Origin of the sequence: Gordonia liuliyuniae (assembly GCF_021738805.1) — a bacterium.
Lineage (GTDB): Bacteria > Actinomycetota > Actinomycetes > Mycobacteriales > Mycobacteriaceae > Gordonia > Gordonia liuliyuniae.
On record NZ_JAKKOR010000001.1, the window covers coordinates 274,968 to 289,755 of the forward strand.

At 68.6% G+C, this 14,788-nt stretch carries 18 protein-coding genes; 10 read left to right on the forward strand and 8 right to left on the reverse strand.

The annotated features are described in order from the left end of the window. The first annotated feature begins 81 nt into the window (after nt 1-81). Nucleotides 82-300 carry a biotin/lipoyl-binding carrier protein gene (locus L5G33_RS01215; protein WP_236996314.1) on the forward strand — a complete coding sequence of 73 codons (219 nt, stop codon included), beginning with the start codon at nt 82-84 and terminating at the stop codon, nt 298-300. Nucleotides 301-312: 12 nt separating this feature from the next. Continuing rightward, nucleotides 313-1,824 carry a sensor histidine kinase gene (locus L5G33_RS01220; RefSeq protein WP_236996315.1) on the forward strand — a complete coding sequence of 504 codons (1,512 nt, stop codon included), beginning with the start codon at nt 313-315 and terminating at the stop codon, nt 1,822-1,824. 135 nt (nt 1,825-1,959) lie between these two features. Here L5G33_RS01220 and L5G33_RS01225 read toward each other — a convergent pair whose 3' ends face one another. Together L5G33_RS01225 and L5G33_RS01230 are read right to left on the reverse strand one after the other, a co-directional pair. After that, nucleotides 1,960-2,214 (reverse strand): WhiB family transcriptional regulator, encoded by a 255-nt coding sequence (locus L5G33_RS01225; RefSeq protein ID WP_236996316.1) that lies wholly within the window; start codon nt 2,212-2,214, stop codon nt 1,960-1,962. 264 nt (nt 2,215-2,478) lie between these two features. Continuing rightward, nucleotides 2,479-3,426, reverse strand: coding sequence for a diacylglycerol/lipid kinase family protein (locus tag L5G33_RS01230; protein ID WP_236996317.1), 948 nt, complete (start codon nt 3,424-3,426; stop codon nt 2,479-2,481). 248 nt (nt 3,427-3,674) lie between these two features. Here L5G33_RS01230 and L5G33_RS01235 point away from each other — a divergent pair, with 248 nt between their 5' ends. Both L5G33_RS01235 and L5G33_RS01240 read left to right on the forward strand, forming a co-directional pair. Beyond that, a complete protein-coding gene (locus L5G33_RS01235; protein WP_236996318.1) occupies nt 3,675-4,103 on the forward strand; it encodes a hypothetical protein in 429 nt (142 codons plus the stop codon). A gap of 47 nt (nt 4,104-4,150) precedes the next feature. Further along, nucleotides 4,151-4,945, forward strand: coding sequence for a ParA family protein (locus tag L5G33_RS01240; RefSeq protein WP_236996319.1), 795 nt, complete (start codon nt 4,151-4,153; stop codon nt 4,943-4,945). A 20-nt stretch (nt 4,946-4,965) separates the two neighbouring features. Here the strand turns inward: L5G33_RS01240 and L5G33_RS01245 are convergent, their stop codons facing one another. After that, nucleotides 4,966-6,231 (reverse strand): Rv3212 family protein, encoded by a 1,266-nt coding sequence (locus L5G33_RS01245; protein ID WP_236996320.1) that lies wholly within the window; start codon nt 6,229-6,231, stop codon nt 4,966-4,968. Between the two features lie 22 nt (nt 6,232-6,253). After that, nucleotides 6,254-7,825 carry a DEAD/DEAH box helicase gene (locus L5G33_RS01250; protein WP_236996321.1) on the reverse strand — a complete coding sequence of 524 codons (1,572 nt, stop codon included), beginning with the start codon at nt 7,823-7,825 and terminating at the stop codon, nt 6,254-6,256. 216 nt (nt 7,826-8,041) lie between these two features. On the opposite strand from L5G33_RS01250, the gene L5G33_RS01255 reads away from it, so the two are divergent. Together L5G33_RS01255 and L5G33_RS01260 are read left to right on the forward strand one after the other, a co-directional pair. Further along, a complete protein-coding gene (locus L5G33_RS01255) occupies nt 8,042-8,686 on the forward strand; it encodes a ferritin-like fold-containing protein (protein WP_236996322.1) in 645 nt (214 codons plus the stop codon). 33 nt (nt 8,687-8,719) lie between these two features. Further along, nucleotides 8,720-8,950, forward strand: a complete 231-nt coding sequence (locus L5G33_RS01260; protein WP_236996323.1) for a DUF3107 domain-containing protein — start codon at nt 8,720-8,722, stop codon at nt 8,948-8,950. An 83-nt stretch (nt 8,951-9,033) separates the two neighbouring features. Here L5G33_RS01260 and fasR read toward each other — a convergent pair whose 3' ends face one another. After that, nucleotides 9,034-9,693: an HTH-type transcriptional activator FasR gene (gene fasR / locus L5G33_RS01265; protein ID WP_236996324.1), complete on the reverse strand. Its 660-nt coding sequence runs from the start codon at nt 9,691-9,693 to the stop codon at nt 9,034-9,036. A gap of 102 nt (nt 9,694-9,795) precedes the next feature. Between fasR and L5G33_RS01270 the strand changes: the two genes are divergently transcribed. The 4 genes from L5G33_RS01270 (at nt 9,796) to L5G33_RS01285 (ending at nt 13,248) form a co-directional block, all read left to right on the forward strand. Next, a complete protein-coding gene (locus L5G33_RS01270; RefSeq protein WP_236996325.1) occupies nt 9,796-10,764 on the forward strand; it encodes a DUF3152 domain-containing protein in 969 nt (322 codons plus the stop codon). Between the two features lie 5 nt (nt 10,765-10,769). Beyond that, the gene (moeZ, locus tag L5G33_RS01275) at nt 10,770-11,945 is read left to right on the forward strand and encodes an adenylyltransferase/sulfurtransferase MoeZ (protein ID WP_236996633.1); all 1,176 of its coding nucleotides are present in this window, start codon (nt 10,770-10,772) and stop codon (nt 11,943-11,945) included. A 99-nt stretch (nt 11,946-12,044) separates the two neighbouring features. Next, a complete protein-coding gene (locus tag L5G33_RS01280; protein WP_236996326.1) occupies nt 12,045-12,323 on the forward strand; it encodes a DUF2277 domain-containing protein in 279 nt (92 codons plus the stop codon). Between the two features lie 76 nt (nt 12,324-12,399). Then, nucleotides 12,400-13,248 carry a TIGR02569 family protein gene (locus tag L5G33_RS01285; RefSeq protein ID WP_236996327.1) on the forward strand — a complete coding sequence of 283 codons (849 nt, stop codon included), beginning with the start codon at nt 12,400-12,402 and terminating at the stop codon, nt 13,246-13,248. A 4-nt stretch (nt 13,249-13,252) separates the two neighbouring features. Here the strand turns inward: L5G33_RS01285 and L5G33_RS01290 are convergent, their stop codons facing one another. From L5G33_RS01290 to L5G33_RS01300, 3 genes are read right to left on the reverse strand one after another with little or no spacing between them, the layout of a single operon-like run. Next, a complete protein-coding gene (locus L5G33_RS01290) occupies nt 13,253-13,543 on the reverse strand; it encodes an MGMT family protein (protein ID WP_236996328.1) in 291 nt (96 codons plus the stop codon). Further along, nucleotides 13,540-14,337, reverse strand: a complete 798-nt coding sequence (locus L5G33_RS01295) for an alpha/beta fold hydrolase (protein WP_236996329.1) — start codon at nt 14,335-14,337, stop codon at nt 13,540-13,542. Before L5G33_RS01295 ends, L5G33_RS01290 begins: the two co-directional genes overlap by 4 nt. Further along, a complete protein-coding gene (locus tag L5G33_RS01300) occupies nt 14,334-14,780 on the reverse strand; it encodes an acyl-CoA thioesterase (protein ID WP_236996330.1) in 447 nt (148 codons plus the stop codon). The genes L5G33_RS01295 and L5G33_RS01300 overlap by 4 nt, the downstream gene beginning before the upstream one ends. Between the last annotated feature and the right edge of the window lie 8 nt (nt 14,781-14,788).

Genomic DNA, 14,788 nt, shown 5'->3' on the forward strand with positions numbered 1-14,788 from the left:
GCCATTGTTTCACGTCGTGGCGGGACTGTGCTAATCGCGCGGTGCGCCCGGACGCCGCGCAGCCTCGGCTACGATCAGTCCATGCCTGAAGACGTCGTCGCTGAAATCGTCGCAACCGTCCTCGAGGTCGCCGTCGACGAGGGCCAGCCGGTCGCCGTCGGCGACACCCTGGTCCTGTTGGAATCGATGAAGATGGAGATCCCGGTGCTCGCCGAGGATCCCGGCACGATCGGCCTCGTCAAGGTGAAGGTGGGCGACGTCATCCAGGCGGGCGACGTCATCGCCACGTACCGGGTCTGACGCGCGCGGCCCGTGGCGACCCTCTCCGATCTCCTCGCCGAACACACCAGCCTGCCTGACGCCGCCGCAGCGCATCTGCAGCGTCTCGTCGCCGAATGGCAGCTGCTGGCCGACCTCTCGTTCGCCGATTACCTGCTCGCGGTCAGCGGTGAGGACGGCAACCTCGTCTACGTCGCCCAGTGTCGACCGAACACGGCGTCGACCGTCTTCCAACAGGACGAGGTCGGTCACCGCGTGGCGCGGCCCGCGAGCCCGCAGGGCGCCAACCCGTTGATCACGGCGGCGTTGGCGAGCGGTCGTATCGAACAGGACGGGATCGCAACGCGGTTCGGGCATCTGCTCATCGACCGGATCGCGGTTCCGGTGACGTTCGACGGCCAGGTGATCGCCGTACTCGGCCGTGCCGGGGACGCTTCGGAGACCCGGCCCGCGTCGCCGCTGGAGGCCGCATACCGGGACGCAGCCCAGACATTGTGCGAGATGGTCGTCGAGGGGACGTTCCCGCTCGACGAGGCGAACACGCTAGGGCTTTCGACACCGCGTGCGGGTGACGGATTCATCCGCGTCGACTCGGCCGGACGCGTCGTGTACGCGAGCCCGAACGCGCTGTCGGCGGTGCACCGCATGGGGTGGACGACCGATCTCTCGGGTGTGGTCGTCGCCGACCTGGTGGCGCGCCTGCTCACCGACCCGTTCGAGTCGGCCGATGCGGCCGCGATGATCGAGTCGGCCGTGGGCACCGCACTGCCCGGGCCTGATCTCGCCCTGCGCATGGAACTCGATGCACGCCGAGCCAACGTTCTGGTCCGTGCGGTCCCGCTGCGCGCGCGCGGACAATCGCGGGGGGCGGTGCTGTTGATCCGCGACGTCACCGAGGTGAAGCGTCGTGACCTCGCCTTGATCAGCAAGGACGCGACGATCCGCGAGATCCATCATCGCGTCAAGAACAATCTGCAATCGGTGTCGGCGCTGCTGCGTCTGCAGGCGCGTCGGTCAAGCAACCCGGAGACGACGCAGGCCCTGGGCGAGGCTGTGCGTCGCGTCTCCTCGATCGCGCTGGTGCACGAGATGCTGTCGGGGAGCGTCGACGAGGAAGTGGACCTCGATGCGATCGTCGACCGTGTCGCGACGTCGCTGGTGGACGTGACGTTGCCGGACGGTGGCGGGTCACGGGTGGCGATCCGCCGCGACAGTCGCCTCGGCGTGCTGTCCGCGGATCTCGCCATGCCGCTGGTGATGGTGTTGACCGAGGTCTTGCAGAATTCGATCGAGCACGGCTTCTCGCCGGGACAACAGGGCGCGCTGATCGTCGTCGACGCGGTGCGGGACGTCCGCGCGCTTCAGGTGCGCGTCACCGACAACGGCAAGGGCCTGCCCGAAGGCTTCGATCTCGCGGCGTCGGACCGTCTCGGCCTGCAGATCGTGCGGACTCTCGTCTCCAACGACCTGCGGGGGCGTATCGAGATCGGGCCGGTGCGCGGCGCGAGCGGCACCCGCGTCGAACTCGACATCCCACTGCACTGACCCGTGGTGCGCGAGCGGCGAGTGATGCTGCTGGTGGGGCGAGCCGAAGCCGCAGCGCGGTAGTACCGCTGGGTTGTTGCACGAAGGAGGGCCCCGACCGATGGTCGAGGCCCTCCCTGATGGATTGTCTGCGAGTCAGACGACGCTGCGGGCGCGGGTGCGCGCGTTGCGGCGCTTGAGTGCGCGACGCTCGTCCTCGCTCATGCCGCCCCAGACGCCTGCGTCCTGGCCGGTCTCGAGGGCCCAGGCGAGGCAGTCTGCCGTCACCGGGCAGCGCTGGCATACCAGCTTGGCATCAGCAACCTGCGCGATCGCCGGTCCGCTCGTACCGACCGGGAAGAACAGCTCCGGGTCTTCATCGCGGCAGATGGCTTTGTGGCGCCAGTCCATGACACTTACTCCTTCAAATACAACATCGTTGTCGTGCGCAGGGCGCACGAATGTACATCGTTCGTCTTTGTGGGCTGCAACGACGGAAGTCGCCATCAGATCTGAACCGTGGTGAGTGCAGAAAGGCGGGGCCGGTTGTTGCGGTCATTAACTGTTGTACTACTGTGCGGTTACGTTTGGCTATAGCCCGGCGCTGAATGCTGGATACGTCACAAGGGGTTGGCAGAGAAGTCAACTTATGCGTACCGGCAGGTAACTATTGCGTCAACTCGGTAGTGGAGCCGCTACGACATCGAGGACATGACGGCGGTAGCCGAAGTCGAGTCCGGTGTATTCGCCCAGGTAGTCGCCGTCCATCTGGACGTCGGCCGGCTCGTCGCACCGGAACCGGACCCACTCGACATCGTCGTCGCGGTACAGGTGTGCGGCCTTCGGATCCTTCGCGCGCAGCAGCTTCGAGCCGAGCATGAGGTTCCGGGGGACTGAGACCGACGTCGCAGCGAAGATGCCGAGGCCGTGTTCGAAGTCGGTGCCGGGATTGGTGCGGATCGGCGTCGTGCCCAAGTACGTCCACGGGCCGGTGTTGCTGACGAAACCGAACCGGACGCCGTCGATCGGCGCGTGGTCGGGGACTTCGACGGTGAACGAGGGTGGCGTCACCGATGGCCGGAAGAACGAGCCCAGCGTGGTTCGCAGATAGCGTCCGGCCGTCGCCTTGCGACCTTTGTGGCGCAACTCCTCCATGCGGCGCACGACGATCGCGTCCATGCCCATGCCGGCGTTGAACAGGAACCAACGGTCCAATGTGTGGCCGAGGCTGATGGGGCGGCGGGCTCCGGAGTCGAGCAACGTCATGAGTTGGGCGGTCGCCGCGAGCGGATCACGGCTGATGTCGAGAGCGCGGGCGAACACGTTCGCGCTGCCGCCCGGCACCACGCCCAGAGCAGGCACTGTGCCGCGGTCGGGGGCGGCGCCCGACGGCGCGCCGAGCATTCCGTTGGCCACCTCGTTCACCGAACCGTCACCGCCATGCACGACGACGGCGTCGTATCCGTCCTTGACCGCGCGGGCGCCGAGCTCTCCGGCGTGACCCCGATGCGTGGTGCGCTCGATGTCGACGGTGAATCGGGACGCCAGGGTGTTGGCCAGCGCATCGCGTCCCTCAGCCGTGGTGAAGGTCGCGAACGGGTTCGTGATGAGCATGACGCGCACGAGAGCACACGTTATAGCGTCTACGCGGTCCGGACACAATCGAGCGGCGGACCCTTCCGGTGCCGACTTCGGCGTGTCGTTCCTGCGACGCGCGTAAACCTACACCGGACGGCACGCACATCCACCTATAGAGCACTGCGCGTCCTGTGCGGTGTAGGTCGTCACCGCACGTCGACGTGTCGCCGTGTTCGGGACGCGTCGAGGCCCCGGCGAGCGCTCGCGGCGCGCCCCGACTTACCCTGGAGTACGTGAGCAGTCCCGATTCCGAGCGAACGACGCCTGCCGTCCCGTCGACGCTGCGCTGGGCCGGATGGATTATCACGCTACAAGGCGTGATAGGCGTGATCGTCGCCGTCGTCTACGTGATCCGCGAAGCGAGCGGCCACCACGAGGACGCCATCAGTGGGTACGGTTCGGCGGTCTGGTTCGCCGTGATCGGCGGCGGCGTGCTCGCAGGCGGAATCGCGTTGATCCGCGGCCACCGGTGGGGGCGGGGGATCGGGATGATGGCGCAGATACTGTTACTGCCGGTTGCATACGCGCTGCTCACGGCCAGTCACCTGCCGTTGCTGGGCGCTCCTGTCGGGATCGTCGCATTGGCCTGCCTGGGACTGTTGTTCGCGCCCGCCTCCCTGTCCTGGCTCAACGCAGACTCGCTGCCGCCCGACGCGCGCTGAGGGAGCGCCCCTCCTCGACCCCGGACGGGGGACGTAGGGTATGGGCCATGACGCGCATCCTTGCCATCGCAAACCAGAAGGGCGGCGTGGCGAAGACCACGACGACCGCGTCGGTCGGCGCGGCTCTCGCAGACCAGGACGTGTCCGTTCTGGTCGTCGATCTCGATCCCCAGGGCTGCTTGACCTTCTCACTCGGGCACGATCCCGACCAGATCTCCAAGTCGGTGCACGATGTGCTCATCGGCGCCGAGGACATCGCCGACGTGCTCCTCGATACCGATGACGGCATGACGCTGCTCCCGGCCACCATCGACCTCGCGGGCGCCGAAGCGCTCCTTCTGATGCGTCCCGGCCGTGAGTATGCGCTCAAGCGCGCGCTCGCCGAAGTCGCACAGGACTACGACGTGGTGCTCATCGACTGCCCGCCGTCACTCGGCGTCCTCACCCTCAACGGGCTGACCGCGGCCGACGAGGTCGTCGTGCCGCTGCAGTGTGAGACGCTCGCACACCGAGGCGTCGGCCAATTGCTCCGGACTGTGACCGAGGTCCAGCAGATCACCAACCCCGAGCTCACGATGCTCGGCACGGTGGCGACCCTGTTCGATGCGCGCACCACCCACAGCCGGGACGTGCTCGCCGACGTCTCCGACCGTTACGAGATGCCGGTCCTCGATCCGCCGATCCCGCGCACCGTCCGATTCGCCGAAGCATCGGCGTCCGGATCGACGGTGATGCGCGGCCGCAAGAACAAGGGCGCGACCGCCTACCGCGAACTCGCCGACAACCTGCGCGCCTACTGGGACGGTGCTGACCTGGCCACGTACGAGGCCGGGGAGCAGTAGAGGGAACCCGCAGCGAGACGTCAGGCAGGCGGGCGCAGGCCGACGACGGTGTCGCCGCGCTGCTCGACGACGGTGTCGCCGAGGACACGGAGAGCGACGGTTCCGTCGTAGCCGTCGCGATCGACCGGGATGGTGCGGACCTCGTGGCCATCGGACAGTTGACGGACGCTGATCCCACCGGGAGTCGGCAGCAGCAGTTCGCCCGCCATGACCGCGCCGGTGCCGACCGTGCCGGGCACCTCGAACATGACGTTCCCGCTCGTCCCGTCGAGGACTGCGGTGCCAGTGCCCGTCCAGAACATGACGACTCCCGCGTCCACCGACGGCCGCCCGGCGGGTTCGGTAGCGCCGGCGATCGGCCGGGTGGCTACCGGCTCGGCCTGGGTCGAGAACACCCGTACCGACGGTCCCGGCACACGGTGTACCTCACCGGTTGCGTCGGTGCCCGGGTCGTACACCGTGAAACTCGTGGCTCCGCCCGCCACCAGCCGGGGTGCCGGGCCGTGTGAGGTCTGGGTGAGCATCGTCGTACCCCACTGGACGACCTTCTCCTCGGAGTCCTCCGCCGAGCCGAGGACGGTCAGTCGATACCCGTAATCGCCGTCGCACCGTTCGATGACGGCGACGCGGTTCGCGCCTGGGAGCGCCGAGTACAGACGGCAATGCGAGCGGTCGGGTGCGACGCCGGGGTTCACCGGTGCGTCGACGCGACCATATTCGATACCGCGGACCAGATTGGTGCCCCACGTCTCGAGTCGGGTGGTGCCCGCCGAGACGGCGTAGTCGCCGTCGAACGACAGGTCGACCGCCCCGTCGGCGTCGGAGGCGCGTTCGGCGACCCGCAGCCCGGTGCCACCGTTCAGTGCGGTCACCTGGCTGCAGCCCCGCCGGTCGCGGTACACGCCGAGGACGAGGTCCTCGCCACCCGGCCACGCCGCCAACGCCCCGCACAGGGGCAGATCGCGGTGGTAGCGCCAGCGCTGCGCACCGGACGCCGGGTCGAGCGCTGCGACGGTGCCGTCGTCGGCAACGATCACGGACGCGGCAGTCAACTGCGGGACTGTGGTATCCGCGGACGGCGCCGACCACGCCTGGATGAGCGCGCCCGGTGTCGCCTCGGCGGGCAGCGGGGCGTCGGGCGCCGCGGCAGCGGTCGTCAGGTCGGAGTGTCGTGCGCTGCTTCCGGCCCACACCAGGACGCCCGCGACGACAGCAGCCACCACCAAGACGGCGGTCACGATCAGGTCGAGGCGGGTACGGCGTTCCGGCGCGATCCGAACTCCCATATCGGCGACAGTACGGAAGAGGTCAGTCCGCCGTGGCCTCGCCCGCGGGCTTGCCGCCCGACCGACGGCGACGGCGACGCGGACGACGCGGCGTCTCGTCCCCGGCCTCGGTCTTGTCCGCGGTCTCTACTGTGGCCTTCTCCGGGGCCTTCTCTGGGGCCTCGCCCGCCGTGTTCTTCGACGGTGCCTGCCCGTCGACCGTTTCGCCGCCGCGCGTGCGGCGACGGGCGCGCGTCCGGCGCTTCTCGGGTCGGTCGGCGCGCGCCTCGCGGCGCTCCTCAGACGTCTGTCGGGCGCCCGCGACGCGGCCGTCCGCGTCGGCCGGGATGTTCATCTCCTCGCGGAGGTGGTCAGACGTCGAGTACGTCTCGACCGGTTCGGGCATTCCGAGCCCGAGTGCCTTGTCGATGAGTTCCCAGCGGTGGAGTTCGTCCCAGTCGACGAGGGTGACGGCAATGCCGGTGCGGCCCGCGCGTCCGGTGCGGCCGATGCGGTGCACGTACGTCTTGTCGTCGTCGGGGCACTGGTAGTTGATGACGTGCGTGACGTCGTCGATGTCGATGCCGCGGGCCGCGACGTCCGTCGCGACGAGCACGTCGACGCTTCCGTCGCGGAATTTGCCGAGCGACTTCTCGCGGGCCACCTGGCCGAGATCACCGTGCACGGCGCCGACCTTGAAGCCGCGCTCGGCCAGGTCGTCGGCGACCTTCTGCGCGGTCCGCTTTGTGCGGGTGAAGATCATCGTCGCGCCGCGACCCTCGGCCTGCAGGATGCGTGCGACGAGTTCGGCCTTGTCGAGGGCGTGCGCGCGGTAGGCGTGCTGGGTGGTGCGCTCGTGGACGGCCGAATCGTTGGCCTGCTCGGCGCGGATGTGCATCGGCCGGTTCAGGAACGTGCGGGCGAGGGTGACGATCGGACCGGGCATGGTGGCCGAGAACAGCATCGTCTGACGGTCGGTCGGCAGCGCCCCCATGATCCGCTCGATGTCGGGGAGGAAGCCGAGGTCGAGCATCTCGTCGGCCTCGTCGAGCACCAGGATGCCGACCTTGCCGAGCACTAGGTGGCCCTGCTGGGCGAGGTCCAGGAGACGCCCCGGGGTGCCGACGACGACGTCGACGCCCTTCTGCAGTTCGGCGATCTGTTGCTCGTAGGGGCGGCCGCCGTAGATCGACGTGATCGACAGCGGGCGCGTGGCACCGTCGACGGTGACCTGCACGCCCTTCGCCGCGACCTCGAGGTCCTCGGTCACCTGGACGCACAGCTCGCGTGTCGGGACGATGATGAGTGCGCGTGGCGTGGTGTCCAGCGCGCGAAGCTTGGTCGCCTCCGCGTTGACCAGCCGGTGCAGCAGCGGAACGCCGAAACCGAAGGTCTTGCCCATGCCGGTGCGTGCCTGACCGATCAGGTCGCTGCCCGCGAGGGCGAGGGGGAGCGTTAACTCCTGGATGGCGAACGTGCGGGTCTTGCCGTCGGCTTCGAGCGCGGCGACGATCTGCGGGTCGACGCCGAGTTCGGTGAAGGTCGGCGCCAGGTGACCCTCGTCGACGATGGTCGTCTGGACTGAATCGTCGGTGACGGTTGCGTCAGTGCTCATGTGCGGTTGTATGCCTCTCGTGTGCTTCGTGCACGCACACGACGGCTATCGCGGGGTCCGCTCTCGGCAGGCCCTCTCACGTGGCGTCTTCCGGTGCGCGCTCAAGGTCGGACGTGGCCGCTGCGGCAGTGTTCACCGACTCGTGATCGGCGGCTGCGCTGCGGGATTATGCCCACGTCTGGTCCCGAGTGTACCGCCTTGCCTACTCTTGCTCTCATGCCGAACACGTCGAATGCCACCGCCAAGCTCTACGGACTGCTCCTCGCCGGGGAGTTCGCGGCCTGCTATCGCCTGATCGACGAGTCGACGATGGCGCCGACGACTGCCGATCGGGTCGCCATCGCGAGACTGATCGCGGCCGAGATGGCGCACTTCGAAGAACTGGCGACTCAGGTGTCCGGGGTGGGCGGCGATCCAGAGGCAGCCGTGAGCGCGCACGCCAAGGTCTTCGACGACTACCACCGAGTCACCACTCCGAGTTCATGGCTCGAAGCGCTGGTCAAGATGTACATCGGCGACGGTCTGGCCGCCGACTTCTACACCGAGCTCGCCGACCGGATGTCGTCCGACGTGCAACCGGTCGTCGCTTCGGTGCTCGGCTCGACCGGCTCGTCGCAGTTCGCCGTCGACCGGGTGCGCGCGGCGATCGCCGCGGACCCGTCGTCGCGCTCCGCGCTGGCACTGTGGGGCAGGAGGCTGCTCGGCGAGGCGATCACGCACATGCAGTGGGTTCTCGCCGAGGAGGACGAGGTGATGGATCTGTTGTTCACCGGCGACGCGACGTTGGCGACGGCCGCGTCGTTCTTCGACGGGATCGCCGAGCGTCACGCACAGCGCATGGCCGACCTCGGCCTGGCGTAACAGTCGTCGCCGATCCGGGTAGAGTCGGTCGCCATGAGCGTTGAGGTGAAGATCGGCATCGACAACAACCCCCGAGAACTCGCGGTGACCATCCCCGGGACCAGTGCGGAAGTGAACGCGAAAGTGTCTGCGGCACTGGACGGCACGGACGCCGTGCTGGAACTCGTCGACGAGAAGGGTTCGCGGATGCTCGTACCGTCCACGAAGATCGCCTACGTCGAGGTCGGGTCGAGCGAATCGCGTCGCGTCGGTTTCGGCGCCTGACCCCCGCACGAGCACAGAATCACCGAAGACCGCCGGGCGTGCCCGGCGGTCTTCTCGTCACTGCGGTGTGTCTCGGGTCTGGATCAGTCCCGCGCGAGATCCTGCATCGGGACGCCCGCGAGGCCGCCCCACAGGAGCGCGACGGTGGTCTCGACGGCCGACGCCTTGTCGATCGGGCGGTTGGCCTCCACCCAGTAGCGGGCGTTCACCTGGCTCGCGCCGACGAGACCGGCGGCCAACATTCGCGAACGGTACGGGCCGAGACCAGAATCCTGCATCACCAGGCCGTAGACGGCGTCCACGCAGGCGTCGGACGCCCCTTCCACGCGGCGGATCACCGCGGGGTCCATGGCGTCGGACGCGAAGATCAGCCGATAGCCGGAATTGTCCTCGTCGATGAAGTCGAAGAACGCCTGCACGGCGGCCTGCACTCGCTGACGGTTGTCAGTGGTGCCCTGAAGCGCCTGGTTCACGTCGGAGACCAGCTTTTCGCCGTGCGAGTCGACCACCGCGATGTACAGGTCTAGCTTGGACGGGAAATGTTGGTAGAGAACGGGTTTGCTCACACCGGCGTGCACGGCGATCTCATCCATGCCTGCCGAGTGGTAGCCGCGTTCGACGAAGATCTCGCTGGCCGCGTCGAGGAGTTGGCGACGACGGGCGCTGCGGGGCAGGCGCGTCTGGCCGCGGCCCGAGGCAGCCGGGGTCGGGGCTGCGGGAACGGCGGAATTGGCGGTGGTCATCGTCTCAGAATACTCGCGAGTCACTGCGCCGCGTGAGCGAGTCGAACCGCCCGGGCAGGGTGCTCACTTCGACCCCTGTGGTTGTTGTGGCAGAGTTGATGGGTGACCGGAAATCCTGAGCCCGGGGTGCAGCGCCCCCGCCGTCCGCGGCCCGACCAGCCGCTGCGTGCTCGGTGGGACCCGATCGCCGACGATCACGAGAACGATGACCAGGAAGAGTCCCGCAGCGCGTTCGCGCGCTTCGTCGAGACCTTCGGGTGGCGCGCGTACGCCATCCCCGTCCTCGCGATCCTCACGATCGTCCTGCTGGTGGCGACCGTCCGCGGCGGCGGCGACCAGAGCGAGGCTGCGGCGACGCCGTCGGACGAACGCAACGCGAAAGTCAGCGAGGAGACGCACGCGATCGGTGCGCCGACCGGCGACATTCAGGAGGACGCGCTGCCCTCGGGCGCGCTGCCCGTCGGTGGGCCGTTCACCCGGGTCGGCGACAAGGACTATCGCGTGGTCCGCGGCACTGGGAAGAAGATCGGCACCGGTGGCCAGGAGTACACGTACACCGTCGAGGTGGAGAAGGGCATCGACCCGGTCCAGTACTCCGGAGACCAGTCGTTCGCGAAGCTCGTCGACACCACACTCGCCAACAAACGCAGCTGGATCGGCGGTGGGAACGTGTCGTTCCGGCGCGTCGACTCCGGCGACCCGGATCTGCGGATCACCCTCGCGTCCACGGAGACCGCCCGGGAACTGTGCGGCTACCAGATCAAACTCGAGACGTCGTGCTTCTATCCGCCCGAAGCGCGCGTGACGTTGAACGAGGCGCGGTGGGTCCGCGGTGCGTCGGTGTTCGCGGGCGACGACATGACCTACCGGCAGTACCTGATCAACCATGAGGTCGGGCACGGCATCGGGTACGAGAAGCATCGTCCCTGCGAGGAGAACGGCGCGCTCGCACCGATCATGATGCAGCAGACGTTCGGTACCGCGAACAGCGAGATCCTGGCGCTCGACCCCGACATGAAGGCCGACCGGTCCCTGGTGTGCAAGCCGAACGCCTGGCCGTTCCCGGGCTGATCGACGTGCCTGCGCTGCCACCGTTGGTCGAGCCCGGCGTCGAGCTGACCCGTGGCGAGGTCGCGCGCTACAGCAGGCACCTGATCATCCCGGACGTCGGGGTGACCGGGCAGCGGCGGTTGAAGAACGCGCGGATCCTCGTGATGGGTGCGGGCGGTCTCGGGTCGCCGACCCTCCTGTACCTGGCGGCCGCCGGTGTCGGCACCATCGGGATCGTCGACTTCGACACGGTCGACGAGTCCAATCTGCAACGCCAGGTGATCCACGGTGTCGCCGACCTCGACCGGCCGAAGACGCGCAGCGCGCGCGACTCGATCGCAGAGGTGAATCCGCACGTCGACGTCGTCCTGCACGAACAACGGTTGGAGCCGGCAGGCGCCGTCGAACTGTTCGCGCAGTACGACCTGATCATCGACGGCACCGACAACTTCGCGACCCGTTACCTGTGCAACGACGCCGCAGTCCTCGCGGGCAGACCGCTGGTGTGGGGGTCGATCTACCGGTTCGGCGGCCAGGCGTCGGTGTTCTGGGAGGCCGCGCCGGACGGACGCGGCCTCAACCTGCGCGACCTCTATCCGCAGGCTCCGCCACCGGGGAGCGTCCCATCGTGCGCGGAGGGCGGCGTCCTCGGTGTGCTGTGCGCGTCGATCGGTTCGATCATGGCGACCGAGGCGATCAAGCTCGTCTGCGGGCTGGGCGAGCCGCTGCTCGGCAGGCTGATGATCTACGACGCGTTGACGATGAACTATCGGACGGTGCGCGTCGAGAAGGATCCGGCGGGCGCGCAGATCACCGCGTTGATCGACTACGACGAGTTCTGCGGTGTCGTCTCCGACGACGCGGCGCGGGCCGCCGACGGGGCCACGTGGACGCCAGCCGAACTCGCGGACGCGCTCGACGGTGAGGACCCGCCCGTCGTGATCGACGTCCGGGAACCCGTCGAATGGGAGATCACCACGATCGGCGGGGCCGTGCTGATCCCGAAGGATGAGATCGTGTCGGGTCGAGCCCTCGGCGACCTCCCGCACGACCGGCGGATCGTCGTGTACTGCAAGACCGGAATCCGCTCCGCGGACGCGCTCGCCGCCTTGCACCGCAACGGTTTCGACGACGCAGTCCATCTCGGCGGAGGCATCGCGGCGTGGGCGTCGACCGTCGACCCCGACATGCCTGTCTATTGACCTGCCCGCCTCGGCGTCGGTGAGTCGAGCGGGTCGAGCGGAGTCGAGCGGGGTCAAGCGGAGTCGGGGCATCATGGATGGTGGACGAAGGGATCGCTCATGTGCCGCAACATCAAACCACTGTTCAACTTCGAACCGCCCGTGACCGACGACGAAGTGCATGCTGCGAGCCTGCAGTTCGTGCGGAAGGTGTCGGGCTTCAACGCGCCGAGTCAGGCGAACACCGAGGCGTTCGACGCCGCTGTCGACGAGATCGCCGAAGTCACCCGACGGCTAATGGCCGAGCTCACGACGGCGGCTCCGCCGAAGGATCGGGAGGCGGAGGCGGAGAAGGCTCGGGCGCGTGCCGCGAAGCGGTTCCCGTCACCGGTGAGCTGACGTCGCAGCGGATCCGACGGCACGCGCCACGGTGTGGTTGCCGGGAAACGCGTGGTGCCGTGGGTAATCTGGCGGCGTGACCACCATTGTCGAGCCACCTGAGCAGGTTTTGACGACATTCGGCCTGACCTCGCATCCGCCGATCGCGATGGACGGCGTCGGCTGGCGGGTCGGGGAAGTGGTGCTCTCGCTGGTGCCCGATCACGCACGTGCGGCGTGGTCGGCGACGGCCCGCGAGAACCTGTACGTCGAAGGGATGCGCATCGCCCGCCCGATCCGAGCGTCCGACGGCCGATACGTGGTGTCAGGGTGGCGCGCGGACACCTATGTCGCGGGGAGTCCAGAGCCGCGGCACGACGAGGTCCTCGCCGTCGCCGATCGCCTGCACGAGGCGACCGCGAAGTTCGAACGACCCCGATTCCTGCTGCAGCCGCCCGCTCCGCCGTTCAACGACGTCGACGTCTTCACCGCGGCCGACCGGGCCGCCTGGGAAGAGGTTCCGATGCGGTCGGCCCGCGGCGCGGGGATGGGCGAGCCGACCAGCGACGACGGCAGACGCAGCCTCGACGAGGTCAAGACTCTCGCACAACTGCGGCGGCCCGTTGACCTGCCGTCCCAGCTCGTGCACGGCGACCTGTTCGGCACGGTCCTGTTCGCGGGTGCCGCGGCCCCGGCGATCACCGACCTGGTCCCGTACTGGCGGCCCGCCTCGTGGGCGTCGGCGGTCACCGTCGTCGACGCGCTCGCGTGGGGCGGCGCCGAAGAGGAACTCGTCGAACGCTGGTCCGATCACCCGGAGTGGTCGCAGATGATGTTGCGCGCCACGATGTTCCGGCTCGCCGTCCACGCACTCCATCCGCGTTCGACAGTCGGGGCGCTACCGGGCCTTCTCCGCGTCGTCGACCTCGTCCGGATGATGGTGTAGAGCCTTACATTCGCGCGCGCCTCATCACGATCCGGTCGTCGACCATCGGCGTGCCTTCGCTGCGAAGCAACTGCAGTTGACGCGTCCGGACTGCGGGTGCCGGTCGACCGCTCGCCGGTACGACGCGGTGCCACGGCAGGTCGGACGAATCGGTTCGCATGATCCAGCCGACCATGCGTGCATTCGACAAACCGGCCTCGTCGGCGATGTCGCCGTACGTGCGGACCCGGCCGGCGGGAATCGCCGCGACGAGGGCTCGAACCGTCTCGACCTGCCCGTCGGTCACCGCACTCACGAGTGCACCAGGTCGAGGACGAGCCGGGCGCACAGGTCGGGCGCCAGGAACGGCACCATGTGCTCGGTGTCGACGTGGTGGACGGTCACCGTCGTCGGACGCTCGGCCGCGCACGCGGCGAGGAACTCCGGGCGGACGAACGGCGGATCGACGCGGCCCGCGACGACGACGTGCGTCGGGACCGACTCCGGCGGCAACCGGAACGGGCGGGCCATCTCGCTCCACGCCGTCGCAACCGCGGGCGGCGAGACCCGCCAGACGACCCCGCCTGCGTCGTCGGACATCAGGTGGTGGTCGAGTTCGTCATCGAGGATCGCGGTCGGGACGTCATACCAGCCTTCGGCGCGTTTGGCCGCGATCGCGGCGTCGGCGTCCGCGTACCCCCAGTGCGCGAGTGTCGCCTCGGCGTACACGCGAGCCTGCGCCGGGTCGAGGCCGTGCGCCGGATCGAGCAGCACCAGCCCCGCGACGAGGTCGGGGCACCGGCGCGCGAGGGCGAGCGCGACAGCCGACCCGAACGAATGGGCGACGACGACGATCGACCGGTTCGCGGGGACCAGTGCCTTCACCGTCTCGGCGACGGCTGTCGCGTGGTCGGCGACACCCCACGGCGGCGCCCACGAACTGTGCCCGTGGCCCAGGAGGTCGGGTGCGAGCAGTCGGACGCCGGGCAGGTCGTCGGCGAGACGGCCCCACCGCCGTCCGTGTCCGGTGAGGCCGTGCAAGGCCAGCACGACCGGAGCGTCGGGGTCGTCGGTCCCGAACACGTGGGTGTGCAGCGGCTGCGCGGTCATTCGAGGACGAGGGGAGCGGCGACGGCGGCGATCTCAGTCGGCACGGGGACGGGGCGCCGCGACTGGCCGTCGACGTACACGTGCACGAAGCGGCACGTCGCGGCGCATGTCGGCTCGTCACCGTCGACGAACAGCCCCAGCGCGTATGTCACGCTCCGCGTGCCGAGGCGTTCCACAGCGATCCCGATCGTCAGCGTGTCCGGGAACGAGATCGACGCGAGATACTTGCAACCCGATTCGGCGACCACGCCGATCGCCGAGAGGTCTCGGACGTCCACCCCGGTCGTCTCCATCAGCCAGCCGTTCACGGCCGTGTCGACATACGAGTAGTACTTCACGTTGTTCACATGGCCGTAGTGGTCGTTGTCCTCCCACCGGGTGTCGACCGACCACGTCGCCCGATAGCTACTCAACGAGTGGGGGTCGAACACCGGTGACGTCATACCGGACA

Bases quoted from the DNA above. Each gene is read 5' to 3' on its own strand.
- L5G33_RS01215 (WP_236996314.1), top strand. From the start codon at position 82: ATGCCTGAAGACGTCGTCGCTGAAATCGTCGCAACCGTCCTCGAGGTC.
- L5G33_RS01225 (WP_236996316.1), bottom strand. From the start codon at position 2,214: ATGGACTGGCGCCACAAAGCCATCTGCCGCGATGAAGACCCGGAGCTG.
- L5G33_RS01240 (WP_236996319.1), top strand. From the start codon at position 4,151: ATGACGCGCATCCTTGCCATCGCAAACCAGAAGGGCGGCGTGGCGAAG.
- L5G33_RS01245 (WP_236996320.1), bottom strand. From the start codon at position 6,231: ATGGGAGTTCGGATCGCGCCGGAACGCCGTACCCGCCTCGACCTGATC.
- L5G33_RS01250 (WP_236996321.1), bottom strand. From the start codon at position 7,825: ATGAGCACTGACGCAACCGTCACCGACGATTCAGTCCAGACGACCATC.
- L5G33_RS01255 (WP_236996322.1), top strand. From the start codon at position 8,042: ATGCCGAACACGTCGAATGCCACCGCCAAGCTCTACGGACTGCTCCTC.
- L5G33_RS01260 (WP_236996323.1), top strand. From the start codon at position 8,720: ATGAGCGTTGAGGTGAAGATCGGCATCGACAACAACCCCCGAGAACTC.
- fasR (WP_236996324.1), bottom strand. From the start codon at position 9,693: ATGACCACCGCCAATTCCGCCGTTCCCGCAGCCCCGACCCCGGCTGCC.
- L5G33_RS01280 (WP_236996326.1), top strand. From the start codon at position 12,045: ATGTGCCGCAACATCAAACCACTGTTCAACTTCGAACCGCCCGTGACC.
- L5G33_RS01295 (WP_236996329.1), bottom strand. From the start codon at position 14,337: ATGACCGCGCAGCCGCTGCACACCCACGTGTTCGGGACCGACGACCCC.
- L5G33_RS01300 (WP_236996330.1), bottom strand. From the start codon at position 14,780: ATGACGTCACCGGTGTTCGACCCCCACTCGTTGAGTAGCTATCGGGCG.